The sequence below is a fragment of the Vibrio sp. V23_P3S9T160 genome (assembly GCF_963886625.1).
Lineage (GTDB): Bacteria > Pseudomonadota > Gammaproteobacteria > Enterobacterales > Vibrionaceae > Vibrio > Vibrio anguillarum.
The window spans coordinates 1-23072 of sequence record NZ_CAWPDB010000150.1; the positions used below are offsets into that span (position 1 = coordinate 1).

Genomic DNA, 23072 nt, shown 5'->3' on the forward strand with positions numbered 1-23072 from the left:
TCGCTTTGCCAGTTTGAGGCCGACCAGTGCCGCGGCTACCATCGGCACCACTGTTACGGGTACTTGAAGCAGGCTTGCGACGGCCAGTAGTTGTGCCATTGGTTGTCGTACCGTTAGTTTTTTTACCATTCGTCGTTGTACCATTGGTCGTACGACTTTTAGGCTTGCCCGTCGTCGTTACGCGCTCTTCATGTCGCTTAACGGCACGGCGAATTTTTTGGCTACGCGCACGCTCACGAGTACGTGAAGTGTTGTCTTTGCTCAAATCTAGCATCGTCTCTTTTTCAGGACGCAGTTCAACCAATTCACGTAAATAGTTTACATCTTTCAGATCCAGTTCCATCCAACCGCCGCGTGGCAGTTTTTTGTCCAAATAGATCTCGCCATAACGAACGCGTTTCAAACGGCTCACTGTGGTATCTTGAGATTCCCAAAGGCGACGAACTTCACGGTTACGGCCTTCGTTAATCGCGACGTAGAAAGTATGGTTCATACCTTCACCACCAGCGTAAACGATATCTTCAAAGCGTGCCAAGCCATCTTCTAGCTCAACCCCTTTAACGAGGTTACGCACTTTCTGTTCGTTCACTTCGCCAAAAACACGCACTAAATATTCGCGTTCTACTTGACGGCTTGGGTGCATAAGGCGATTAGCCAATTCACCATCGGTAGTAAAGAGAAGTAAGCCTGAGGTGTTGGCATCTAAGCGGCCAACTGAAATCCAACGCGAACCACGAATTTTAGGTAGACGATCAAATACCGTCCGACGACCTTCTGGATCATGACGGGTACAAAGCTCACCTTCCGGTTTGTAGTAAGCAAGCACTCGACAAATAACCTCTTCTGGCGCTTTAACGGAAACAGCATGTCCATCAATACGCACAACCGCGTTATCATCTTCTAGACGCTCGCCCAACATAGCTACCTTGCCATTAACACTGACACGTCCTGCTCTAATCAAAGCTTCTAACTCACGACGAGAACCATGACCAGCTCGTGCTAAAACTTTTTGTAACTTTTCGCTCATTTATCTACCTATGTGTCGTCTTCACAGACGTCGAATGAAAAAATGCGACCCCAAAATCGCGGCCGCATAGTATCTCAAATTCTACGCCAAAAAGCACTCGTTTTGATGGCCTACTCAAAAGCTATTCAAAAGGTGTTGGATCGCCCGTTCCCACGCGAGCAACCACCATCTCATCTTCACTGAAATCAATCACTGTCGTCGGCTGTTCACCTAAATAACCCCCGTTTAAAATGACATCCACGGCGTGCTCAAGGCGATCCCGAATCTCTTCTGGATCCGATTCTGTATGGGTGTTGCCGGGCAAAATAAGTGAAGTGGACATTAGCGGTTCACCTAACGCTTCAAGTAAATCAAGTGCAATACGGTTATTAGGCACGCGGATACCGATCGTCTTACGCTTCGCATTCATCAACCGACGTGGCACTTCTTTGGTCCCTTTGAAAATAAACGTATAAGGGCCAGGTGTATTATTCTTTAGTAAGCGAAAAGCGGTATTATCCACACGCGCATAAAAAGAGAGCTCTGACAAATCACGGCACAGCAAGGTAAAATTATGCTTATCATCAAGGCGGCGAATTTGGCAAATACGCTCTAATGCTTGTTTATTTTCTAGTTGGCAGCCTAGTGCATAACCAGAATCCGTTGGGTACACAACAACTCCGCCATTGCGGATAATGGCAACCGCTTGAGTAATCAAGCGAGTCTGCGGGTTTTCTGGATGAACGTAAAAAAACTGGCTCATTGTAATTCCTCATTATTGAGTCTATCTACGGGGCTTAAACCCCAATCTTTCCAGACAGGATCGACGCCAGAAGGCAACCAAAGATTTCGCCCCAGTTCCATCCAAGGTGAGGGGTAATGAAAGTCACTGCCTTGAGAAGCTAATAGATTGTATTGTATGGCATAATCGGCTAAATTACGTCTTTCTTGTGGCGCTTGTTGTGGCTGTGCCACTTCCATAGCGTCACCACCCGCTTCTACAAACGCCGTTATTAAGCGCTTGAGCCACTTGGTCGTCAAGTCATATCGTCCAGGATGCGCTAATACCGCTTGGCCACCAGCGGCGTGTATTGCTTCAACGGCATCGGTCATCGAGCACCAACTTGGTGGTACATACCCGGGATTATCGCGGGTGAGAAACTTTTTGAACACCTGCTGCATGTTCTTCGCAAAACCCTGTTCAACCAGCCATTTTGCGAAATGCGCACGAGTAATCGGTGCTTCTCCGGCGATGGCTTGCACCTCTTCTAACACCCCTTCACGTGTCACTTTTTGCAATCGTTGTGCAATCAATTGTGCGCGCTGCACACGATGTGCCTTTTGCTGCTCAATTAACTGCTGCAAAGCTTGAGCGTTTGAGTCGATGTTGAGCCCAACAATATGAATATCTTTATTTTGCCAAACCGTGGAAATCTCGATGCCATCGATCAAGGTGATGGGTAATTGTTGCTGATTAATATAGTCATGAGCAATAGTTAATGCATCAGTCGTATCGTGATCAGTGATCGCCAATACCTCAATATCAAAGCTTAGCGCCCTATCGATTAACGCTTGCGGCGATAACCTGCCATCTGAAGAAGTGGTGTGGCTATGTAGATCAATTCTCATAATTTTATTTTGGCCATCTTTTAGGCTTGACTTTTTACTCTCGCACTAGTTAACTAGTACACAAATGCAAGGCACGTATTTGAGGTTGACCATGTTACAAGAATTTAACCAAAACCATAATCACAATTTAAGCGCAGCTTCATCTGAGCTCAATTGGTGGCACACTTGGACAAGTTCTTGGTGGGCAACCGTGTACTTTTAAAATAGAACACGAATTCACAAAGCCCGCCTCAATGAGCGGGCTTTTTATTTTGTCGAATAGCTCACATTACATTGCGCAATAAAACAGCGAAACCCCCAAAGTGAAGATTGGGTCTCTAAGAGGATTATGCGAGTATGGACGACAGGAACATTAAAATTCATCAAGGAGGTCTTGTGAATAAGACCATTGAAATTAAAAACTTAGGCCAAATTGACGTAATCAATATGTCCGTGCCTTATACCCAAGATCCAACACGTCTATTTCATACGCTATGTGAGTCAAAAACAGATTGTTTGCTATTAGAATCCGCCGAGATCGACTCAAAACAGGATCTCAAAAGTCTATTATTGGTTGATGCTGCCGTGCGCATCACCTGCTTTGGTCACGTTGTCACGTTTCACGCATTGACAGACAATGGTCAACAGCTCATCGAACATCTACAGCGTAATATTAAAGCGGATATTGAACATCAGTTACAACAAAATACCTTAACGCTTCAATTTCAAGCACCATGCGACACGCTAGACGAAGATTCTCGCCTACGCGAAGCCTCTTCTTTTGATGCACTACGTCTCGTGCAGCACAGTTTCGATCTTCGTCATCACGATAAACATGCCCTCTTTCTAGGCGGTTTATTTGCCTACGATTTGGTGGCCAACTTCGAACCGCTAGGAAATGCCGATACGACTAATCAATGTCCAGACTACGTTTTTTATATCGCGGAAACCTTGTTAGTGATTGACCATAAAACTGAGCATTGTCAGTTGCAAGCCAGTGTTTTTAACCCCACGCCAACAATGCGTGAAACATTAATTACTCGTTTACAAGAGATCGCGCAGCAATGTGCCGCACCCAAATTACTACCGCAAGCCAAAACCGTAGCTAACGTAAGCGTGACAACGAATATTTCTGACCAAGAGTTTTGCAAGACCGTTCAAGCGTTAAAAGAATTTGTCGTGAAAGGCGATGTTTTTCAGGTGGTCCCTTCTCGCCGATTTACTCTGCCTTGCCCTTCACCACTTGCTGCTTATAAAAAACTGAAAGAGAGCAATCCAAGCCCTTACATGTTTTATATGCAAGACGAACGCTTTACTCTGTTTGGCGCTTCTCCTGAAAGCGCATTGAAATACGCCACCGAAACCAACCAGATTGAGATTTACCCTATCGCAGGGACTCGCCGCCGTGGTAAACGCGCCGATGGTTCAATTGATTTTGATTTAGATAGCCGCATTGAACTTGAGCTACGTTGCGACAAAAAAGAGAACGCTGAACACATGATGTTGGTCGACCTTGCGCGCAACGATGTCGCACGTATTGCACAAGCAGGAACGCGCCACGTCGCTGATTTATTGAAAGTGGATCGCTACAGTCACGTTATGCATTTGGTTTCTCGCGTGGTGGGTCAACTCCGAAGCGATCTCGATGCACTGCACGCTTACCAAGCCTGCATGAATATGGGCACACTCACTGGTGCGCCGAAAATTCGCGCCATGCAGCTTATCCGTAACGTGGAAAAAGCCCGCCGTGGCAGTTACGGTGGCGCGGTTGGCTACCTTACCGGGGAAGGCGATTTAGATACTTGCATCGTGATCCGCTCGGCTTATGTCGAACAGGGTATTGCGCAAGTTCAAGCGGGCGCTGGAGTCGTTTATGATTCAGACCCTCAATCGGAAGCCGACGAGACACGTGGTAAAGCACAAGCCGTGATCTCTGCAATTCAAGCCGCGCATCAGGAGTAGCAGACATGGCCAACATTATTTTTATCGATAACTTTGATTCCTTTACCTACAACCTTGTTGATCAATTCCGCTCACTCGGCCATACGGTGACGGTTTATCGCAACAACATCGCCGCACAGAGCATTGAACAAGCGGTCTTTCAATTGAATGAACCGCTGCTGCTGCTCTCCCCCGGACCGGGCGCGCCCGCAGACGCGGGATGCATGCCACAATTAATCCAACGCCTTAAGGGCAAAGTGCCGATCATTGGCATCTGTTTAGGTCACCAAGCGATTGTTGAAGCTTACGGCGGCACCGTCGCGGGTGCTGGCGAAATTATCCATGGCAAAATCTCGATGATGGAGCACCAAGATCACCGTATTTACCAACAGCTACCGTCACCACTAGCCATTGCTCGTTATCATTCCCTAGTGGCTACTGAAGTTCCGGATAGTTTAACCATCACGGCTGAGGTTGATGGGCTCGTGATGTCCGTGGTGCAAGAGCAAGATAAAGTGTGCGGCTTTCAATTTCATCCAGAGTCCATCATGACTACTCATGGTGCAGCATTGCTTGCCAATGCGATCGATTGGGCTTTAGAAAAAAGCACCCACTAACGGATTTATAGGGATATTTTATGGAAAACATCATTAATAAACTTTACGCGCAGCAGTCGCTCTCGCAAGCAGAAAGCCAGCAACTGTTTGATCTCATCATCCGTGGTGAGCTCGACTCTATTTTGATGGCAGCAGTATTGACGGCACTGAAAATCAAAGGTGAAACACCCGATGAAATTGCTGGCGCAGCCAAAGCATTATTGGCTAACGCGGCCCCGTTTCCAAGGCCAGACTATGATTTTGCAGACATAGTCGGTACTGGTGGTGATGGCTCAAATACTTTTAATATTTCAACCACCGCAGCATTTGTTGCTGCTGCCTGTGGCGTAAAAATAGCCAAACATGGTAATCGTGGAGTATCAAGCAAATCAGGCTCTTCTGATCTACTGGATTCATTTGGTATTAACCTTGCGATGAGCGCTGAAAATACTCGCCAAGCCATCGATGATTTGGGCGTCGCTTTCCTATTTGCGCCGCAATATCACGGTGGTGTGCGTCATGCGATGCCCGTGCGCCAAACCATGAAAACGCGCACTATCTTCAATATATTAGGACCGCTGATTAACCCTGCTCGCCCCAACATTGAACTGATGGGTGTTTACAGTAAAGAACTGGTTCTGCCTATTGCCCAAACCATGTTACAAATGGGATTGAAACGTGCAGCGGTCGTTCATGGCAGTGGTTTAGATGAAGTGGCGATTCATGGTGAAACCTTAGTGGCTGAAATTCGTGATGGACACATCATCGAATACACCTTAACACCTAAAGATTTTGGTGTTGAAAGCTATCCACTTGAAGCCATTCAAGGTGGTGAGCCTGCGGAGAATCGCGCCATTATCACCAACCTGCTGACAGGGAAAGGCACGCCAGCGCAATTGGCTGCCGTCGCTGTTAATGTGGCGCTGCTGCTGCGTCTTTTTGGCCAAGAAGATCTCAAAGCCAATACACAACAGGCCATTAGTGTAATGAACTCGGGCAAAGCCTATCAGCTTGTCCAACAACTGGCACAAAGAGGTTAAGCCCCATGCCTGAGCAACTTTCTGACCACATTTCAACCCAGCATACTCAAATGGCTGAAGTGTTGGCCAAAATCGTCAATGACAAATATGAATGGGTCGAGCAGCGTAAAACGCAGCAACCATTGGGCAGCTTCGAACACTTATTAACCGCATCGGATCGCTCGTTTTATGATGCGTTAAATACGGGTAAAACCGCTTTTATTTTGGAGTGTAAAAAAGCCTCACCTTCCAAAGGGCTCATTCGCCAAGATTTTGATTTGGATTATATCGCCTCGGTTTACCATCAATATGCAGACGCCATTTCAGTTTTGACTGATGAAAAATATTTCCAAGGCAACCTCGAATTTCTGCCACGCGTTCGCGCGCAAGTAAGCCAACCTGTGATTTGCAAAGACTTTATGGTTGATGTTTATCAGGTTTATTTGGCTCGTCACTACAATGCAGATGCCATTTTATTGATGCTGTCCGTCCTTGATGATCAACACTATCAAACGCTAGCCAATGTGGCTCACCAACTGGGTATGGGTATTTTAACCGAAGTGAGCAATGAGGAAGAGCTGCACCGGGCAGTCGCCTTGCAAGCAAAAGTTATTGGCATTAATAACCGCAATTTGCGCGATCTCTCAACCGATCTAAATCGCACTAAACAGCTGGCACCTTTACTCCCAGAAGGAACCATGATCATCTCGGAGTCTGGTATTTATACTCACCAACAAGTGCGTGAACTTTCGCAATACGCCAATGGATTTTTAATCGGCAGCTCGTTAATGGCCGAAGAAAATTTAGAGCTAGCGGTACGCAAAGTGACGCTCGGCGAAAACAAAGTGTGCGGCTTAACTCACGCTGACGATGCGGCCAAAGCCTATCAAGCTGGAGCCGTGTTTGGTGGCTTAATTTTTGTACCGCAATCCAAACGCTATGTCGACTTGGACAATGCACGTTTGACGATGAGCGGTGCGCCGCTGCGCTACGTGGGCGTGTTTCAAAATCACACCATTGAAGCCATTACGCAGATTGCTACAACGTTAAAACTATTCGCGGTGCAACTGCATGGCGAAGAAGATCAAGCCTATGTTGACCAATTGAGAGCTCACTTACCTAGCCAGATTGAAATCTGGAAAGCTTATGGCGTGAGCGACTGCCTGCCGACCAAACTTGAGAGCCACATTGACCGTCATTTATTCGATGCCAAAGTAGGAACGCAATCTGGCGGCACTGGCCAACGTTTTGACTGGCAATTACTAACCGAGGTAAACGATGTCATGTTGGCGGGTGGCTTATCCCCTGAAAATGCTCAGCAAGCAGCAAACATCGGTTGTTTAGGGCTCGATCTCAATTCAGGTGTTGAGAGCGAACCGGGGAAAAAAGACTTACACAAGCTAACCCTAGCGTTCGACGCTATTCGGCAGTACTAACACTAAATCGATTCCCATTGGCTTGAAAAGCGAGTAACTCACCCAGCCGCAAGGTCAAGTAGCAAGGGAAACAACAGATTCATTACCGCTGAATCACTCAGCAGTAACACAGAGACTAAGGATACGAATCATGGCAAAACTCGATGCCTATTTTGGCGAATACGGTGGTCAATACGTTCCACAAATTTTAGTACCAGCGCTTGACCAATTGGAACAAGCTTTTATTGATGCGCAGGAAGATCCTGAATTTCGTGCTGAATTCATGACGTTACTACAAGAGTATGCAGGTCGGCCAACGGCGCTAACTTTGACGCGAAACCTCACGAAAGGCACAAAAACCAAATTGTACTTAAAACGTGAAGACTTATTGCACGGTGGCGCACACAAAACTAACCAAGTACTTGGTCAGGCACTGCTTGCTAAGCGTATGGGTAAACATGAAATTATTGCCGAAACAGGCGCAGGGCAACATGGTGTTGCAACGGCGTTGGCCTGCGCACTACTGGGGCTAAAATGTCGCGTTTATATGGGTGCAAAAGATGTTGAACGCCAAAGCCCCAACGTGTTTCGTATGAAGCTAATGGGGGCAGAAGTGATCCCCGTTCATTCAGGATCAGCAACACTTAAAGATGCGTGCAATGAAGCGCTACGTGACTGGTCTGCCACCTATGAAACCACCCACTATTTATTAGGTACAGCAGCGGGTCCTCACCCATTTCCAACCATAGTCCGTGAATTTCAACGTATGATTGGCGAAGAAACGAAACTGCAAATTTTGGCTCGCGAAGGTCGTTTACCGGATGCGGTACTTGCTTGTGTCGGCGGCGGTTCGAACGCGATTGGCATGTTTGCTGACTTTATTGAAGAAAGGGATGTCCGTTTGATTGGCATTGAGCCAGCAGGAAAAGGCATTCATACCCACCAGCATGGCGCGCCATTAAAGCACGGCAAGACAGGTATTTTCTTCGGTATGAAATCACCTTTGATGCAAGATGAAAACGGGCAAGTGGAAGAGTCTTACTCGGTGTCCGCTGGGCTTGATTTCCCTTCTGTTGGCCCTCAGCACGCTCATCTTTATGCGACAGGCCGCGCTGAGTACGAAAGCATTACCGATGACGAAGCACTCGATGCTTTCCAATCGATCGCACGTAACGAAGGCATTATTCCCGCGCTGGAATCATCACATGCGGTTGCTTACGCCGTGAAGATGGCGTATGCCGAGCCAGAAAAAGAGCAGTTATTGGTCGTGAATCTATCCGGTCGCGGCGATAAAGATATTTTCACCGTCCATAAACTATTAGAAGAGAAAGGAGCGCTGTAATGGATCGCTATCAAACCCTATTTCAGCGTTTAGCTGACAACAATCAAGGTGCGTTTGTTCCATTTGTGACCATCGGGGACCCAGATCCAGAGCAATCACTGCGCATCATGCAAACGCTAGTGGAAGCAGGAGCAGACGCATTAGAACTCGGTATCCCTTTCTCTGATCCGCTCGCTGATGGCCCAACCATCCAAGGGGCGAATATTCGTGCACTGGATGCAGGGACGACTCCAGATATCTGCTTTGAGTTGATCACCAAAATTCGCGCGCAATATCCCGACCTGCCTATCGGACTACTCATGTATGCCAACCTAGTTTATTCACGCGGCATCGAAAACTTCTACCAACGCTGTAAAAATGCGGGTGTAGATTCAGTATTGATCGCCGATGTTCCGACTAATGAAAGCCGTGAATTTGTCGCGGCGGCAGACAAATACGGGATTCAACCCATTTTCATCGCACCACCCACCGCCAGTGATGAGACCCTAGCCGCGGTCGCCAAACTTGGCCGTGGCTATACTTATCTACTGTCTCGATCCGGTGTGACAGGAGCAGAAACAAAAGCCAATATGCCAGTACATGCCTTGTTGGAAAGACTGAACCAATTTGATGCCCCATCCGCATTGCTTGGGTTTGGGATATCAGAACCTGAGCAAGTCAAACAGGCCATCACCGCCGGTGCCGCTGGCGCAATATCAGGATCCGCAGTGGTGAAAATTATTGAACAACGACTTAATCAGCCAGATGAAATGTTAACGACTCTCAGCCATTTCGTTTCCAGCATGAAAGCAGCAACGTTAAAATAAATTGGTTTACAGCAAAAACCAACCCGATCGATTTCTGAGTCAAACCAAGAAATCGATCTTTTTTTTTAACATTTACGCCTCGCCAAATTCATTCACAAAACACAAACCAACCACTCATTAAATTGACAAAACAAATAGCAAACGTTTTCTTTTTGAAAAAACCACGTTTCATGTCAATGAACTATCAATAATCTTGTCAATTTACCTTGTTACCATATTGCTAAATGTAAAATATCCGTGTAAAAAGCTAGTCGAAATATTTATCCACCGATTGATATTTATGTAGTGGGTAACACTAGGAATTTACAATTAATTAGCACAGAGGTTATGGAAGTGTTAAACAAAAAGAGTTTATTAAGCAACATTGGCGTGCAAGTCGTCATTGCAATGATCATTGGTACTGCCGTTGGTGCCATGATGGGACACGATGCGGCCATCTTTTCGCCACTGGGTGTCATTTTTATCAACCTAATTAAGATGCTGGTGATCCCACTGGTGGCCGTTGCGCTTATTTCCGGTGCTGCGGGCCTTGGTAATAGCCACGCGGCGGGTAAAGTCGGTTTTGTCACACTCAGCTTTTTTGCGGTCACTTCCGCACTCGCCGTAACGCTGGCACTGGTAATGGGCGAAGTCTTCCAACCGGGTATCGGCGTCGATATTTCGGGCGTTGAAGGTATGTTTTCTGCCGAATACGCAGCAAAAGGTGAACTACCTACTTTTTGGGCAACCATTACGGGTATGATCCCAACCAACGTTTTCCAGTCACTGAATAATGCCAACATTCTACAAATCCTTGTTTTTTGCTTGTTCTTTGGCATTGCCATTTCTAAACAGAGCAAAGAAAAACGTGACCCGATCATCAATGGCGTAAACACCATTGTTGATGCCATGGTGTGGATGATCAACAAAGTGATGATCATCGCGCCTATCGGTGTATTCGGTTTGATGGCTGAAGCCGTCGGCACGTTTGGTTTTGGTGCACTGATGGTGGTATTTAAGCTGTTTGTCGTTTATGTCGCGGCCATTTTAATTTTCGGCTTTATTGCTTACCCGCTGATGATTCAGGTCTTAACCAAGACGTCGGCTAAGAAATTTATCCTTGCGATGAAAAAGCCTCAAGCCGTAGCCCTTTCAACCGCGTCATCAATGGCGACACTCCCTGTCACTATGGATACCGTAGAACACGACCTTGGCGTACGCAACTCAACTGCCGCCTTTGTTCTGCCGTTAGGTGCCACCATCAACATGTCTGGCAACGCCATCTATTACGGTTTAGTTGCGATTTTCTTCGCCCAGCTATTCAATATTGATCTCTCGATGGGCGCTTACATTGCCATCATCGTAACAGCGACACTGGGCGCCGTCGGTCAGGCTGGTGTTCCTGGTCCTTCTTTCCTTGTAGTAGCCGTTTTGCTAGCGGCTGGAATTCCAATTGAAGGTTTGCCACTACTGTTCGCCCTAGACCGTATCTTCGACATGATCCGTACCGCGCTCAACATCACAGGGGATGCCGCGTGTGCCGTTATTGTTGATGCTTTGATTGAAGAAGAAGCCACTGAGGCCTCATTGAAGCAGCAAAAAGCCTAACTCATCACAGAGCATCATTGATCCAATACAAGCCGCATTCTATGCGGCTTTCTTTTTGCATCGCAATTTGCAAAAAAAACAGTTCTCATACTAAAGTTAATCATTAAAGCGCCCTATGACTGACGATAAAGTTGGCATTGCGATTGCTATAATAAACGACACCTCTTTCGTGCCACATAGCAGCGGCAAACTTTTGGCGTTAGCACGAATCGACTTGGAGTATGAGTAATGGATATTCATCGTGATACTTATTATGGTTTGATTCACCACGGGATCCGAGAATTGGTTATCGATCGAATTGGCCATTTCAGTGAATTTGAATACCACCAATATCTAGGCTTAATTACTGGCAAAGATTCCTGTTTTTCAATGACAGATGAAGAATTGCAGATAGCTGTCGCCAATTTAAAAAGTGAAGGCTATTTAGAAGATATGAAACGAGCAATACCACAACTTGAAACCAGCGGCTGGGAACGCTGATCCATTTCTAGTTAATTTGTTTCGAATTGTCTCTTTCTATTTAGCTCTGACACGGTTTTGGTTAGACTGTGCGCAACGTTTAAATCGGAAGCATAAATACGAATGAAGCAACTTATTGATTTTATACCACTTATCATCTTTTTTGCCCTTTTCAAGATGTACGACATCTATGTCGCCACAGGGGCACTTATCGTGGCCAGTGCGATACAGATTGCCCTGACCTACGCACTGTATAAGAAAGTTGAAAAAATGCAGATCATCACGTTTTTGATGGTGACTATCTTCGGTGGTATGACGATTTTCTTTCACGATGACAATTTCATTAAATGGAAAGTCACCATTGTTTACGTTGTTTTTGCCTTGGGCTTGACCATCAGCCATATCATGGGTAAATCAGCCATTAAAGGAATGCTTGGCAAAGAGCTAACCTTACCTGAACACGTATGGGCAAAAATCAACTGGGCGTGGGTTTTCTTTTTCAGCGTTTGCGCTGTACTAAACATCTACATTGCATATCAACTGCCATTGGATGTTTGGGTCAACTTCAAAGTATTTGGCTTATTAGCCGCAACTTTTGTTTATACCTTATTAACGGGTGTTTTTATCTACAAACACCTGCCAAAAGAGAAGCAAGTTTCCGAGAGCAAACCCTCCTCGCACGAGCACTGATTGCACTAACCTTCTCGCTAGGAGTCATTCAGAGGACTCTTTGAGTGCAAAACAGGCTGTCTTTGGTATAATCCGTCCCTATTTTTCAGCGACCAATTTGGTCGCTGTTTTGTTGTTGTGGATGTCGAAAAATGAATCAGGAAAATAGCGCCCCAAGAGGCCAATTATTGCTACGCACCTTAGCCATGCCAGCAGATACTAACGCCAACGGTGACATTTTCGGCGGTTGGATCATGTCTCAACTCGACTTGGCTGGCGCAATTTTAGCCAAAGAGATCTCATTTGGCCGCGTTGTCACTGTGTCTGTTTCTAGCATTACGTTTAAAAAACCCGTCAAGGTAGGTGATGTAGTGTGTTGTTATGGTGAATGCACCAAAATTGGCCGCACTTCAATGTCCGTCAATCTTGAAGTATGGGTAAAACCCATCAAATACGACAGCGTGGGAGATCGTTTCCAAGTATGTGAAGCAACCTTCAATTATGTCGCCATTGATACCGATGGCCGCCCTCGACCGATTAAGCCTAGCAACTGATCACAGAAATTCAGTTTGGTTGCTTTCAATACGCGCCAGTTTCAGTACAGTAAGGCCTCGACTTCATTATCAAACAATAAGGATATCAATATGTGGTACGTTATTTTCTCTCAAGACGTAGAAAACTCGTTGGAAAAACGCATGAGTGTCCGGCCACAACATTTAGAGCGCTTACAAACCTTGCAAGATGAAGGTCGTCTATTAACTGCAGGGCCAATGCCAGCAATTGATTCGGAGAATCCAGCAGAAGCTGGGTTTACGGGGTCAACAGTCATCGCTGAGTTTGATTCGTTAAGACAAGCTCAAGCATGGGCGGATGCCGATCCTTATGTTGCTGCCGGTGTGTATCAACATGTTATCGTTAAACCCTTCAAGAAAGTGTTTTAAGATGAAAGTCATTCTCTGTGCTCTGTTTACAACGCTGGTACTGGTGGGTTGTAGCTCGAATGGTGATCAGCAAAAATATTTGGAAGCCGTAGCCAGTAATCGCGCGAATGTGATTAGCGCTGAGTTACCCTTAGAATTTGGGCCTTTGTCCGTGATGCGTGCCAGTGCTAAAGGCAGTACGGTGGAAATTATGATGATTTACAATGAGGGTCAAAAAGGAGCAAAGCCAATTGATCAAGTGTTGAAAACCAGCATCAATACCTACTGCTCGGATTCAACCACACGCGCTAACCTCGACCTCGGCTTAACTTATCGAATTAAAATGCGCAATACGCGGGGCCAACTTGTTGTGGACCAATTCATTAGTAAAGCAACTTGTTCGGCACAATAGTCCTCCCCTTATTAGTGATGACCACCACTTTATTCGTAAAAAACAGAGGCTTCATTTGAGGCCTCTGTCAAGATTAATATAGCTTAACTTTGCTGGGGTTTAAGCTCTTTGCGCAGCGCTTTAGCTGCTGACACTAAGTTGGTCAGTGCTGCCTCCACTTCATTCCAATTGCGCGTTTTTAAACCGCAATCAGGGTTAACCCATAATCTCTCTGCTGGAATTTTTTCCGCCGCTTTACGCAACAAACCTTCAATCCACTCTTGAGAGGGAATGTTTGGCGAGTGAATATCGTACACACCTGGGCCAATTTCATTCGGGTAGTTAAACTCTTCAAACGCTTTGAGCAGTTCCATATTCGAGCGAGAAGTTTCAATCGTAATCACATCGGCATCCAGTGCCGCTACTGAGTCAATGATTTCATTAAATTCGCTGTAACACATGTGAGTGTGGATCTGCGTTTCGGGTTTCGCACTCGCCGCCGCAATTTTAAATGCCTCAACCGCCCACGCCAGATATGCTTGATGGTCACGCTTCTTCAATGGTAATCCTTCACGAATCGCAGGTTCATCAATTTGGATGATGTTAATGCCCGCTTGCTGCAGGTCTGCCACTTCATCACGCAGAGCGAAAGCCAATTGCTGTGTGATAGTTTGACGAGAAATATCTTCACGAGGAAACGTCCAACATAAAATAGTTACAGGCCCAGTCAGCATTCCTTTCATTTGCTTCGCAGTCAGTGACTGAGCATAAGTAGACCACTCCACCGTAATCGGTTTTTCACGTTCAATATCAGCCACCACAATGGCTGGTTTTACGCAGCGTGATCCGTAACTTTGCACCCAGCCAAATTGCGTGGTCTGGAAACCTGCTAAGTTTTCTGCAAAGTATTCCACCATGTCGTTACGCTCAGCTTCACCGTGCACTAACACATCGAGATCAAGTGCCTCTTGGCGTTTCACTGCATCGGCAATGTGCCCTTTCAGTGCGTTGATATAATCAGCTTGTGCCAGTTTACCTTGACGATAAACACTGCGTTGATGACGGATCTCACTCGTTTGAGGGAATGAGCCTATGGTTGTGGTTGGCAAGAATGGTAACCCTAACACTTCGGCTTGATGATGAGCGCGCTCTGAATAAGGTGCACTGCGCTCAGAAAGTGCCGCCGTAATACTATTGACCCTCGCCTGTACATGCGGCTTATTGACGTGAGTGGCTGTTTTACGTGCAAGTATCGGTTGGCTATAAGTTTCACAGGCCAGAATCGCTGCGTCATCACCATCAAGCGCTTTGCCAAGCAATGCCACTTCCGTCACTTTCTGTTTGGCAAACGCAAACCAACTCTGCACTTCATCACTGAGCTGCTGCTCAAGTTCTAAATCGACCGGGCTATGCAGCAGTGAACACGAGCTCGCGACCCACAGGCGATCACCCAATTGCTGCTTCACTGGTTGTAAACGAGCCAATAAAGTCGCAAGATCGGCGCGCCACACATTGCGTCCATTGACCACACCCGCAGACAATACCCAATCTTTTGGTAACTTATCCAGTACCGCGCCCAATTGCTCGGAAGCAGCGGAGAGATCGATATGCAATCCATTCACTGGTAGTTCAATGATTTTATCGAGCGTATCGAGCACCGAATCAAAGTAAGTGGTGAGTAGCAGTTTTACGTCGCCAGCGATCACTTGATAAGCCAACTTAAATGCATCTTGCCACTTTGGTTCTAACTCTAACGCTAAAATAGGTTCATCGATTTGTACCCATTCCACTCCTTGTTTAGCAAGCTTAGCTAAAATTGCTTGATAAGCAGTCAATAAACGAGGCAGTAAAGTCAGGCGATCAAATCCCTCTTCGACCTCTTTACCCAAGTAGAGGTAGCTCAGCGGACCAAGCAGTACAGGCTTAACTTGGTGGCCTGCTTTCGACGCTTCATTGACTTCCTCAAACAGTTGAGGCCAGCTGACTTCAAACGTATCGTCTTGGCTGAACTCCGGCACAAGGTAGTGATAATTGGTATTAAACCATTTAGTCATATCAGAAGCTGCACTTCCGCTACAGCCGCAACCCGCTTGTGATTGACCACGTCCAACGCGAAAGAGTGTATCTAAATCAGGAAAGCCGTTTTTATGACGTTTAGGAACGTGCCCAAGGAGTAATGTGGTTGTGAGTACGTGGTCATACCAAGCGAAATCGCCTACGGTTGAAAAACTCAGGCCTGCTTGTTGCTGCTCAGCCCAGTTTTGCTGACGGATATCGTAGCCCACTTGCAACAATTGAGCTTGATCGCTCTCACCGCGCCAATATTTTTCTAACGCAAATTTCAGTTCGCGTTTTTCACCAATACGTGGATAACCTAAGATGTGAGTCGTCGTTGTCATGTCCCTAGTCCTTTTGCTGTTGATCGTGTCTGATTCTTTATCGCTTGAGATAAAAGATGTCTGGATGGCTAGACTATCCATCGAAACAGAAGCACAGACAAGGTTCAATTATTCAACTTGTTTATTAAAAAATTTCATGTTGATTGCAGAGAGCTTTAATTGACATCAAGATAAATAGACGTCTAGATGTTTACAGCTCCATATTAAAAGCGTAACTTAGCTCAGAACAGCAGAATGGTCACCGTGTTGATGCGACCCACGATATTGGTATCAACCACCGTTCTCTCAAAGGAATGAAGGAAAATAATGGCAATGATTGAACTTAAGCATCTGAAGACTTTAGTTTCTTTAAGGGACAGCGGCTCACTCACCTCAACCGCTACCGCGCTCCATTTGACGCAATCGGCCCTTTCACATCAGATTAAAGATCTCGAAACACGCATTGGCGGGCCACTGTTTCTACGTAAAACTCGCCCAGTGAAATTTACCTCAGAAGGAGAGATCCTACTGAAACTGGCTGACGAGATCCTGCCAAAGCTGGCCAGAGCTGAAAATGACTTGGCCAGTTTGAAAGAAGACGTCAATGGGCGCTTACACATGGCGATTGAATGCCACTCTTGCTTTCAATGGTTGATGCCAGCGCTGCGCGAATACCAGCTTGCTTGGCCAAGTGTGACGTTAGATTTTTCGTCCGGCTTTGGCTTTGAACCTTTACCCGCATTGCTGGCCGGCGAACTTGATTTGGTCATCACTTCCGATATTTTGCCTCGCTCAGAGGTACATTACGAACCACTCTTTGATTTTGAAATGCGCCTTATCACCTCTACAACTCACCCACTTGCAGGAAAATCGGTGATTGAACCAGAGGATCTCGCCTCACAAACGATGCTCACTTACCCCGTACAAAAGCAGCGTTTGGATGTGGTGAAACACTTTCTACAACCTGCTAGTGTTGAACCCGCGAAGTGGAAACAAGCCGACAACACTTTGATGCTAGTACAAATGGTCTCTGCTGGATTAGGTGTGGCAGCACTGCCAAATTGGGCCATCAGCGAGTTCTCTAGGCAGGGGCTTATCACCAGCAAGCCACTAGGAAAAGGTTTATGGCGTCGACTATTTGCCGCAACACGCCACAGCGAAAAAGATCGCCACTATTTACAAGCTTTTTTTGCCACCGCGCGCCAACAATGCAAAAGCCACCTTGACGGGATCAAGATGGCTTAAACTATTCGTCGTATCGACATGGCTATTTGAATGACAGTGCGGTTGGTTAACTGTCACTGCACGCTGCTTAGCACTAGCGTTGGTTCGCTTTAAATTGGTTGGTCAGTGGGTCGTATTGGTAGCCTAAAACATCCAGCTTACCGACTACATTTTCTCTATCCATTTCATACATACTGGCAAGCTCTTCGAAGCTGTCACACTCTAAGCGTAGCTTCTCATTGACGATGCCAAGTAATATATTGCTATCAAAACGGCTGACGTTACTCAAATCCATGGCTCACTCCTATAGCAAAGAGACCACTAAAGACTAGCGGTAAAATTCGCACTAAAGAGTGACCCAGGTCTAGAGATTAAACAAACCTTGAAAACAAATACTGGCAGCCAACATCAATAACAAGGCTGCCGTTAATTGAATTTTCTCAGCGCTTTTGGCAAACAGGATATGCCAGCACCACACGATAATACCTGCAATCATGAAACCGAATGTCGTTAGTAACGGCAATGTTGCTCGAGCCAACGTTTCATCATCTAACCCGTACGCGTACGGCACAACGCATAAAGCGATCCCCATCGAGCAGAGAATGCCCACAACGGGTAGAACTCGATGGAAAGCTTGTAAACGCGAGCGCGCTATCGTTAGTAGAAGGTGCGAGAAACTCGCGCCCAACAAACCAACCAACAGCAACATGGCGATAGAAGCTGACCAATGACCCTGCTCTGATATCTGAATCGCGACATAAGCCAAGGCAAGGCCATTCGCCAAATACAGTGCCCATAACGGGCCTTCATCTCGAGTTTTCTTGGTTTGAACTTGTGAATAGAAATAGAAGATGGAAAAGACGACCAAAAAGGCTTCAATTTTTAGTGAAGCCACTGCCAACCAAAGCACACCAATGGCTGGCAAGACGCGATGAATACGGCCACGTTGTCCAGGACAAATATCCCCTTTGACCAGCACTAACGTCAGTAAGATTTGCGCACCGAGCAGCATGGGTGAAAAAACAGAAAGTAAGGTTTGAATCATAATCTAAACATCATCTGGAAACATCTGGGCGCGATAATAGCAAAGAGTAAGCGCGGATGCCCAGAGAAGGTTACTGACTTTCGGCCAAATACCTCAGCACGTCCGCTTGAGTCAATAAGCCTTTGTAACGAGTGTTATCGACCAGTACCCATGGAAACGCATGTCCTTTTTCGATCAAATTCACCACTTGATTTAGCTCGGTGTACGCGTCAAGCTGAGTGAAATGAAATTTCATGATCTGATTCACGGGCTTACGCCATACGGCCGCTTCACGCGTGGTTTCAAGATCGGTCCCCATGTTCGGCGTCAGATATAAATTGAGTGAGGCTACATCGACGATGCCGACACACTCTCCTTGATTGACGACTGGCAGCACATCAACTTTAGTCGCTTTAATATACTGATAAGCAAGAGAGATTGGCTCACTGGGATCCAAATGTGGTTTCCCCTCTTTGAACAGATTGAGCAAACAGTTGGGCTTTCGCTCTTGTTCCACTTTAGCGCCTGAATACGCAAAACGGTTACGATACTCCTTGGCCCGAACCAGTTCCTTAAGCGGTAGTGGTTTTGAAAAAATATAGCCTTGTATGTAGTCAATACCCAATGATTTAAGCACCCAAACCTCATGCTCTGTTTCCACCCCTTCAGCAACCACTTTCACGCCGAGTGTATGCGACAGCTCTGTGATCATTTTAACAATACTGTACTTATTGCTGTTGACCTGAATGTCTGTGACAAACTCGCGATCTATTTTTAAATAATCAAAATTGCAATCACTGAGGTAGGTAAAAGAGGAATAACCCGTACCAAAATCATCAATCGCAACCGTTACGCCGCGCGATCGAAGAGCATTGAGGGCATCAACCTGATGAGATTGGCTATCAAAATAGGCGCTTTCGGTTAGCTCAATGGTGACTGATTGAGGCGTATCCGTGTAGCGATCAATGATCTCCATGGTATTGGTTAAAATCTGCGTCGCATCCATTTTGGTATTGAAAGAGCGGTTGATCGTTACCCCAACACCTTGGCCAAACAAGGTTTTTATCTTTGGTAAATCTTGCAAAGACAAGATACTGACACAACGATCAAGCTCGGCAATCAAATCTAGATCTTCGGCGATACCAATCATTTCTTGCGTGGTAAAAGGTAAATCGGGCACAGGCTTAAAACGGCATAACGCTTCGAATTTCGCAATGTTCCATGTTTTAGTATCAACTATCGGTTGGTAGTGTATCTCCAAGTCCTTCTGCGCAATTGCTTTAGCGACTCTGTCTTCCAAGTTTTTTCTACGTTTCACTTGTTGATGTATTTCACTGTGATAGAAACTGATGTTACGCGCTTCCCCTGCATGTTGTTCAAGCATTGCTTGCATCGCATGCGTTACCATTCGAGCTGGCGTTTTTGCATCGAACCCTAAAACAGACACACCGATTCGGCCATTAATAATCGCGGTATGTGAGCTGGATTCGTTCTTTAACTCTTTCATAAAGCGGCGGATCGCATGCTGGATGAGACGAAAATCTGTGTTTTTTTGGCACTCAGAACAACTCAAACTCACTAAATAAATATCTTTTCCCACATAGCCCACTAACTTAGCTTCTTTACAGCGCGCCAAAAAACTGGAAAGCATTAAAGTTTCTACATGGTGTCGATCTGATTCAAACGCAGGTTGAAAAGCCAAAACAATTTGTGTTTGGCCTTTGGGGTACTCCATGCAATATGTTTCGAGCAAGGCTTTAAACTTTTGTTCGGTAGGCAGTTGCGTCAAAAGATCGATATCCCCAAGTGCCGTATCGGCTACGCGGTGAAGATTATCGGCTAAATCAAGCGTCATCCCTACAAAGAACACTCGACCATCTTGCAGTACGATTTTTTGAATAGTTAATTCTTGTGGTGCAACCAGCCCAGATGCCCGACGATTGAGAATGACACCGCTCCAATGATCTTTGGTGTTGATGTCATGCCACATCGATTGGTAAAACTCTTTGGAATGCTTGCCTGCATTAAATAGGTTGGCTTTTAATCCAAGTAGCTCATTTTGTTTGAAACCTGAATGCTGCTCAAAATAGTGGTTACAAGCCAAAACCCGCGTTTGATCGTCGGTTAGGATCAAACCATGATGTGTATTATCAAACACTCCTTCAAAAAGCTTGGCCACCTCTTGCAATGACTCAAGTTTGAGCAGCGGTCGAATCGTACCTTGCAACTGCGTGAGAGAGGTACGCTCGATAAAAATCTCCACATAAGTTAACGCCTGATCCGAAATAACAAGGTTGCAATTTAAAGCATGGCTTTTGCCACTTTCAATCACATACTTGAAGCAACGCTTCATCTCTGCAGCTTTGCTCGGCGTCATATAAAGCAAGAGTTCTTGGATATTGGCTATCGAAACACTGGAATGAAATAACGCATTCGCCGCTTTCAGATCACAAATAAACTCGGAAGTCGTCAGGTTAAACGACCAATCAATCGCATCATATCGAGCCACTGGCGGTTCTCGAAGCACTGCCTTTTCTCGTAGCTCTTGAGACTTCACCTGTGTCATATAGACTCCAACTCATTCAAATGATTTACCATTAATGGCACAGCATAGAGCAAAACTTAATCACAAGCCGTGAGTTAGCACTAATGATGTAAATACAGTTGCTTATTTATTATTTTAGGCCAGACAAGCCATATAAAAAACGCCGAACATCAATACACCTCAAAAGGAGTAGCCTAGAACTATCGTAATCGAAAGAAAAAATGGATACAAAATGACCAATTGGTTCATTTTGTAAACTACTGAAATACATTAACTTGCCTTATCTGATTAATATATATTGTCGATATGATAATTATCATTGATTGACGAGATTCATTAGCCCCTATATGGTACCGTTCCCACACCCAAGAGGTGCTGGAAAAACTAATCCGAGGTACTAATGAACAAACCCCTTTTTTCAGTCGCGCTAGGAGCGCTTCTGTTTACATCTTTTGAGTTCAGTGCTTCTGGAACGGAATCTGGAATATCAACTAGAATCATCAATGGAACCCCTGCTGACGCGGGTAACTTTCCCTTTATGGTTGCCTTACACTATTCAACTCTTCAAAGCTCTTTTTGTGGTGGCAGCTACTTGGGTGATAAGTATGTACTTACCGCTGCTCACTGCGTAACAGGAAAAAATCCGCTCAATGCAGAGGATATTGAAGTGACGGTTGGAGCGTATGACTTACGTACTAATGCCGGTCGTCGGGTGAAAGTCAAACAAATCTATTATCATGAAGCTTATGATGATGAAACTCATGCTGACTATAACGAAAGATTCAACGACATCGCGATCCTTGAATTAGAAACGTCATTACCAATACAAGCAGTCACTCGACCTAATACTGGTGCACTTGATACGCTAGCCGCTGGCACAGTTCTAGAGACCATTGGCTTTGGGGCAACGAGTTACAATCAAGTGTTGAATAAATCGAGCAATCCTTCTCAAGTATTACGTAAAGCAGAAATATCGTTAATGGATACTGCAACGTGTCAAGCTTTAGGTGGTAGTAACTACCCTCGTATAAGAAATGACGCTTTTTGTGCAACCAGTTACCCGCAAGATACCTGTCAAGGTGATAGCGGTGGCCCTGTTTTTATCAATGACGGCGGTAATTTTATTCAATATGGTGTCGTTAGTTGGGGGCGTGGTTGCGGCTTACAAGACGCGGCTGGCGTTTATGCCAAAGTCGACCATTTTAATGATTGGCTGACTCAAAGAACATCAAAGGTTTCTTTCCGACAATCTCAACACAAAAACGAGATTAAATATGGGCTTCATACCCATCGCTTTAATTTTGTAAACGGCTCTGATGAGACTATTACCGCAAACAACGTCACACTGTCTCCAGCTTCTGCAAATATCACAGCCGAAAACTGTTCACAAGGCTTGGCTCCGAGTAGCCAATGTTATGTTGATGTTTCTTATACCATTGATTCAATGACACCTGCTGATGTGCGCTTAGAGATTGACACTAACAGCCCACTAAATTTAGGAACCGTCACCTCATCACTAAAGCTCAATACGGTTCTACAACCTGCTGCAAAATCACTAGAGGGGTTAATTACCATACCCAATAGCAGTATTAGTGTGAATGTAAACCCTTGGCTAGAAGAAGGTGGTTGGCTACGTTCTGCCGTTATGAACGATAAAGCGAGATCGGTTTTGTTTCTTGAAAACGTCCCTAAAGGAAAAGTAAGTTTTGATTTCCAAGTCTCCTCTACTTTTCTTTATGATTCCTTAATTGTGAAAGTGAACGGTAGCACTTACATAATCGAAGATGGTGAACGTAGTGGCAACAGAACGTTATATTTGAATGATGAAGTCAACGATATACGCTTTGAATACGTAAAGGCATCAAATACAGCAACTGGCAATGATGCGGCTTATATCAAAAATTTGAAATATGAAAAGCCTTACTCCTTTACCTTACCCCCAGTTTCAGGAGGTTCAGGCGGCGGTAGCACTGGTGGAATGACTTTATTGTCAATGCTGGCAGCCTTATTGATTCGACGTCGTTACATGAGCCACTAACTCTTGTCTAAAGGTCAACCCGTTTTATTACTGGTTGACCTTTTTACTATTGCTGCATCCTTCTTATCACATATCACTTAGTATCTCTCCGACACACTTACCAC

22 protein-coding genes and 1 other annotated feature are annotated in these 23072 nt (G+C 45.5%); of the genes, 15 read left to right on the forward strand and 7 right to left on the reverse strand.

The window, feature by feature from the left end; genetic code table 11:
- The 3 genes from rluB to rnm all read right to left on the reverse strand — a co-directional run.
- A partial coding sequence (gene rluB, locus AACU59_RS13795) for a 23S rRNA pseudouridine(2605) synthase RluB (RefSeq protein ID WP_161437592.1) occupies positions 1-1027 on the reverse strand: 1027 nt, incomplete at its 3' end.
- Between the two features lie 121 nt (positions 1028-1148).
- The gene (locus tag AACU59_RS13800) at positions 1149-1769 is read right to left on the reverse strand and encodes an L-threonylcarbamoyladenylate synthase (RefSeq protein ID WP_094145635.1); all 621 of its coding nucleotides are present in this window, start codon (positions 1767-1769) and stop codon (positions 1149-1151) included.
- Entirely contained in the window at positions 1766-2635 is an 870-nt protein-coding gene (rnm, locus tag AACU59_RS13805) for an RNase RNM (protein WP_017042022.1), read from the reverse strand. Before rnm ends, AACU59_RS13800 begins: the two co-directional genes overlap by 4 nt.
- A 64-nt stretch (positions 2636-2699) precedes the next feature.
- On the opposite strand from rnm, the gene AACU59_RS13810 reads away from it, so the two are divergent.
- From AACU59_RS13810 to AACU59_RS13870, 13 genes are all read left to right on the forward strand, one after another.
- Entirely contained in the window at positions 2700-2837 is a 138-nt protein-coding gene (locus tag AACU59_RS13810; protein ID WP_010318233.1) for a hypothetical protein, read from the forward strand.
- Positions 2784-2886: a sequence feature (Trp leader region), on the forward strand. (Overlaps the previous gene by 54 nt.)
- Positions 2887-3010: 124 nt before the next feature.
- Entirely contained in the window at positions 3011-4576 is a 1566-nt protein-coding gene (locus AACU59_RS13815) for an anthranilate synthase component 1 (protein WP_088721136.1), read from the forward strand.
- A gap of 5 nt (positions 4577-4581) precedes the next feature.
- The gene (locus AACU59_RS13820) at positions 4582-5172 is read left to right on the forward strand and encodes an aminodeoxychorismate/anthranilate synthase component II (protein WP_069211936.1); all 591 of its coding nucleotides are present in this window, start codon (positions 4582-4584) and stop codon (positions 5170-5172) included.
- 20 nt (positions 5173-5192) lie between these two features.
- The gene (trpD, locus tag AACU59_RS13825) at positions 5193-6191 is read left to right on the forward strand and encodes an anthranilate phosphoribosyltransferase (protein WP_017042019.1); all 999 of its coding nucleotides are present in this window, start codon (positions 5193-5195) and stop codon (positions 6189-6191) included.
- A gap of 5 nt (positions 6192-6196) precedes the next feature.
- A complete protein-coding gene (gene trpCF / locus AACU59_RS13830; RefSeq protein WP_094145634.1) occupies positions 6197-7606 on the forward strand; it encodes a bifunctional indole-3-glycerol-phosphate synthase TrpC/phosphoribosylanthranilate isomerase TrpF in 1410 nt (469 codons plus the stop codon).
- A gap of 130 nt (positions 7607-7736) precedes the next feature.
- Complete coding sequence (gene trpB, locus AACU59_RS13835; RefSeq protein ID WP_094145633.1) at positions 7737-8927, forward strand: tryptophan synthase subunit beta; 1191 nt, start codon at positions 7737-7739, stop codon at positions 8925-8927.
- Positions 8927-9733, forward strand: coding sequence for a tryptophan synthase subunit alpha (trpA, locus tag AACU59_RS13840; protein ID WP_094145632.1), 807 nt, complete (start codon positions 8927-8929; stop codon positions 9731-9733). Before trpB ends, trpA begins: the two co-directional genes overlap by 1 nt.
- Before the next feature lie 327 nt (positions 9734-10060).
- On the forward strand, positions 10061-11320 hold the full coding sequence (locus AACU59_RS13845; protein ID WP_161437593.1) for a dicarboxylate/amino acid:cation symporter: 1260 nt from the start codon (positions 10061-10063) through the stop codon (positions 11318-11320).
- A gap of 228 nt (positions 11321-11548) precedes the next feature.
- Positions 11549-11800 (forward strand): hypothetical protein, encoded by a 252-nt coding sequence (locus AACU59_RS13850; protein WP_017044617.1) that lies wholly within the window; start codon positions 11549-11551, stop codon positions 11798-11800.
- Between the two features lie 102 nt (positions 11801-11902).
- Positions 11903-12469, forward strand: coding sequence for a septation protein A (locus AACU59_RS13855; protein WP_094145498.1), 567 nt, complete (start codon positions 11903-11905; stop codon positions 12467-12469).
- A 131-nt stretch (positions 12470-12600) separates the two neighbouring features.
- Complete coding sequence (gene yciA / locus AACU59_RS13860; RefSeq protein WP_013857152.1) at positions 12601-13002, forward strand: acyl-CoA thioester hydrolase YciA; 402 nt, start codon at positions 12601-12603, stop codon at positions 13000-13002.
- Positions 13003-13092: 90 nt separating this feature from the next.
- Entirely contained in the window at positions 13093-13389 is a 297-nt protein-coding gene (locus AACU59_RS13865) for a YciI family protein (RefSeq protein ID WP_013857153.1), read from the forward strand.
- A 1-nt stretch (position 13390) separates the two neighbouring features.
- Positions 13391-13780, forward strand: coding sequence for a GspS/AspS pilotin family protein (locus AACU59_RS13870; protein WP_017047758.1), 390 nt, complete (start codon positions 13391-13393; stop codon positions 13778-13780).
- A gap of 83 nt (positions 13781-13863) precedes the next feature.
- On the opposite strand, the gene metE is transcribed toward AACU59_RS13870, so the two are convergent.
- Positions 13864-16158, reverse strand: a complete 2295-nt coding sequence (gene metE, locus AACU59_RS13875; protein WP_094145499.1) for a 5-methyltetrahydropteroyltriglutamate--homocysteine S-methyltransferase — start codon at positions 16156-16158, stop codon at positions 13864-13866.
- A gap of 312 nt (positions 16159-16470) precedes the next feature.
- On the opposite strand from metE, the gene metR reads away from it, so the two are divergent.
- Complete coding sequence (metR, locus tag AACU59_RS13880) at positions 16471-17382, forward strand: HTH-type transcriptional regulator MetR (protein ID WP_038148387.1); 912 nt, start codon at positions 16471-16473, stop codon at positions 17380-17382.
- A gap of 73 nt (positions 17383-17455) precedes the next feature.
- Here the strand turns inward: metR and AACU59_RS13885 are convergent, their stop codons facing one another.
- The 3 genes from AACU59_RS13885 to AACU59_RS13895 all read right to left on the reverse strand — a co-directional run bounded on the left by AACU59_RS13885 (position 17456) and on the right by AACU59_RS13895 (position 20951).
- Complete coding sequence (locus tag AACU59_RS13885; RefSeq protein ID WP_010316942.1) at positions 17456-17656, reverse strand: DUF4250 domain-containing protein; 201 nt, start codon at positions 17654-17656, stop codon at positions 17456-17458.
- 69 nt (positions 17657-17725) lie between these two features.
- The gene (locus tag AACU59_RS13890) at positions 17726-18406 is read right to left on the reverse strand and encodes a hypothetical protein (protein ID WP_094145500.1); all 681 of its coding nucleotides are present in this window, start codon (positions 18404-18406) and stop codon (positions 17726-17728) included.
- A gap of 70 nt (positions 18407-18476) precedes the next feature.
- On the reverse strand, positions 18477-20951 hold the full coding sequence (locus AACU59_RS13895) for a sensor domain-containing phosphodiesterase (protein ID WP_094145501.1): 2475 nt from the start codon (positions 20949-20951) through the stop codon (positions 18477-18479).
- A gap of 379 nt (positions 20952-21330) precedes the next feature.
- Between AACU59_RS13895 and AACU59_RS13900 the strand changes: the two genes are divergently transcribed.
- A complete protein-coding gene (locus AACU59_RS13900; protein ID WP_237666574.1) occupies positions 21331-22968 on the forward strand; it encodes a S1 family peptidase in 1638 nt (545 codons plus the stop codon).
- Positions 22969-23072 lie beyond the last annotated feature (104 nt).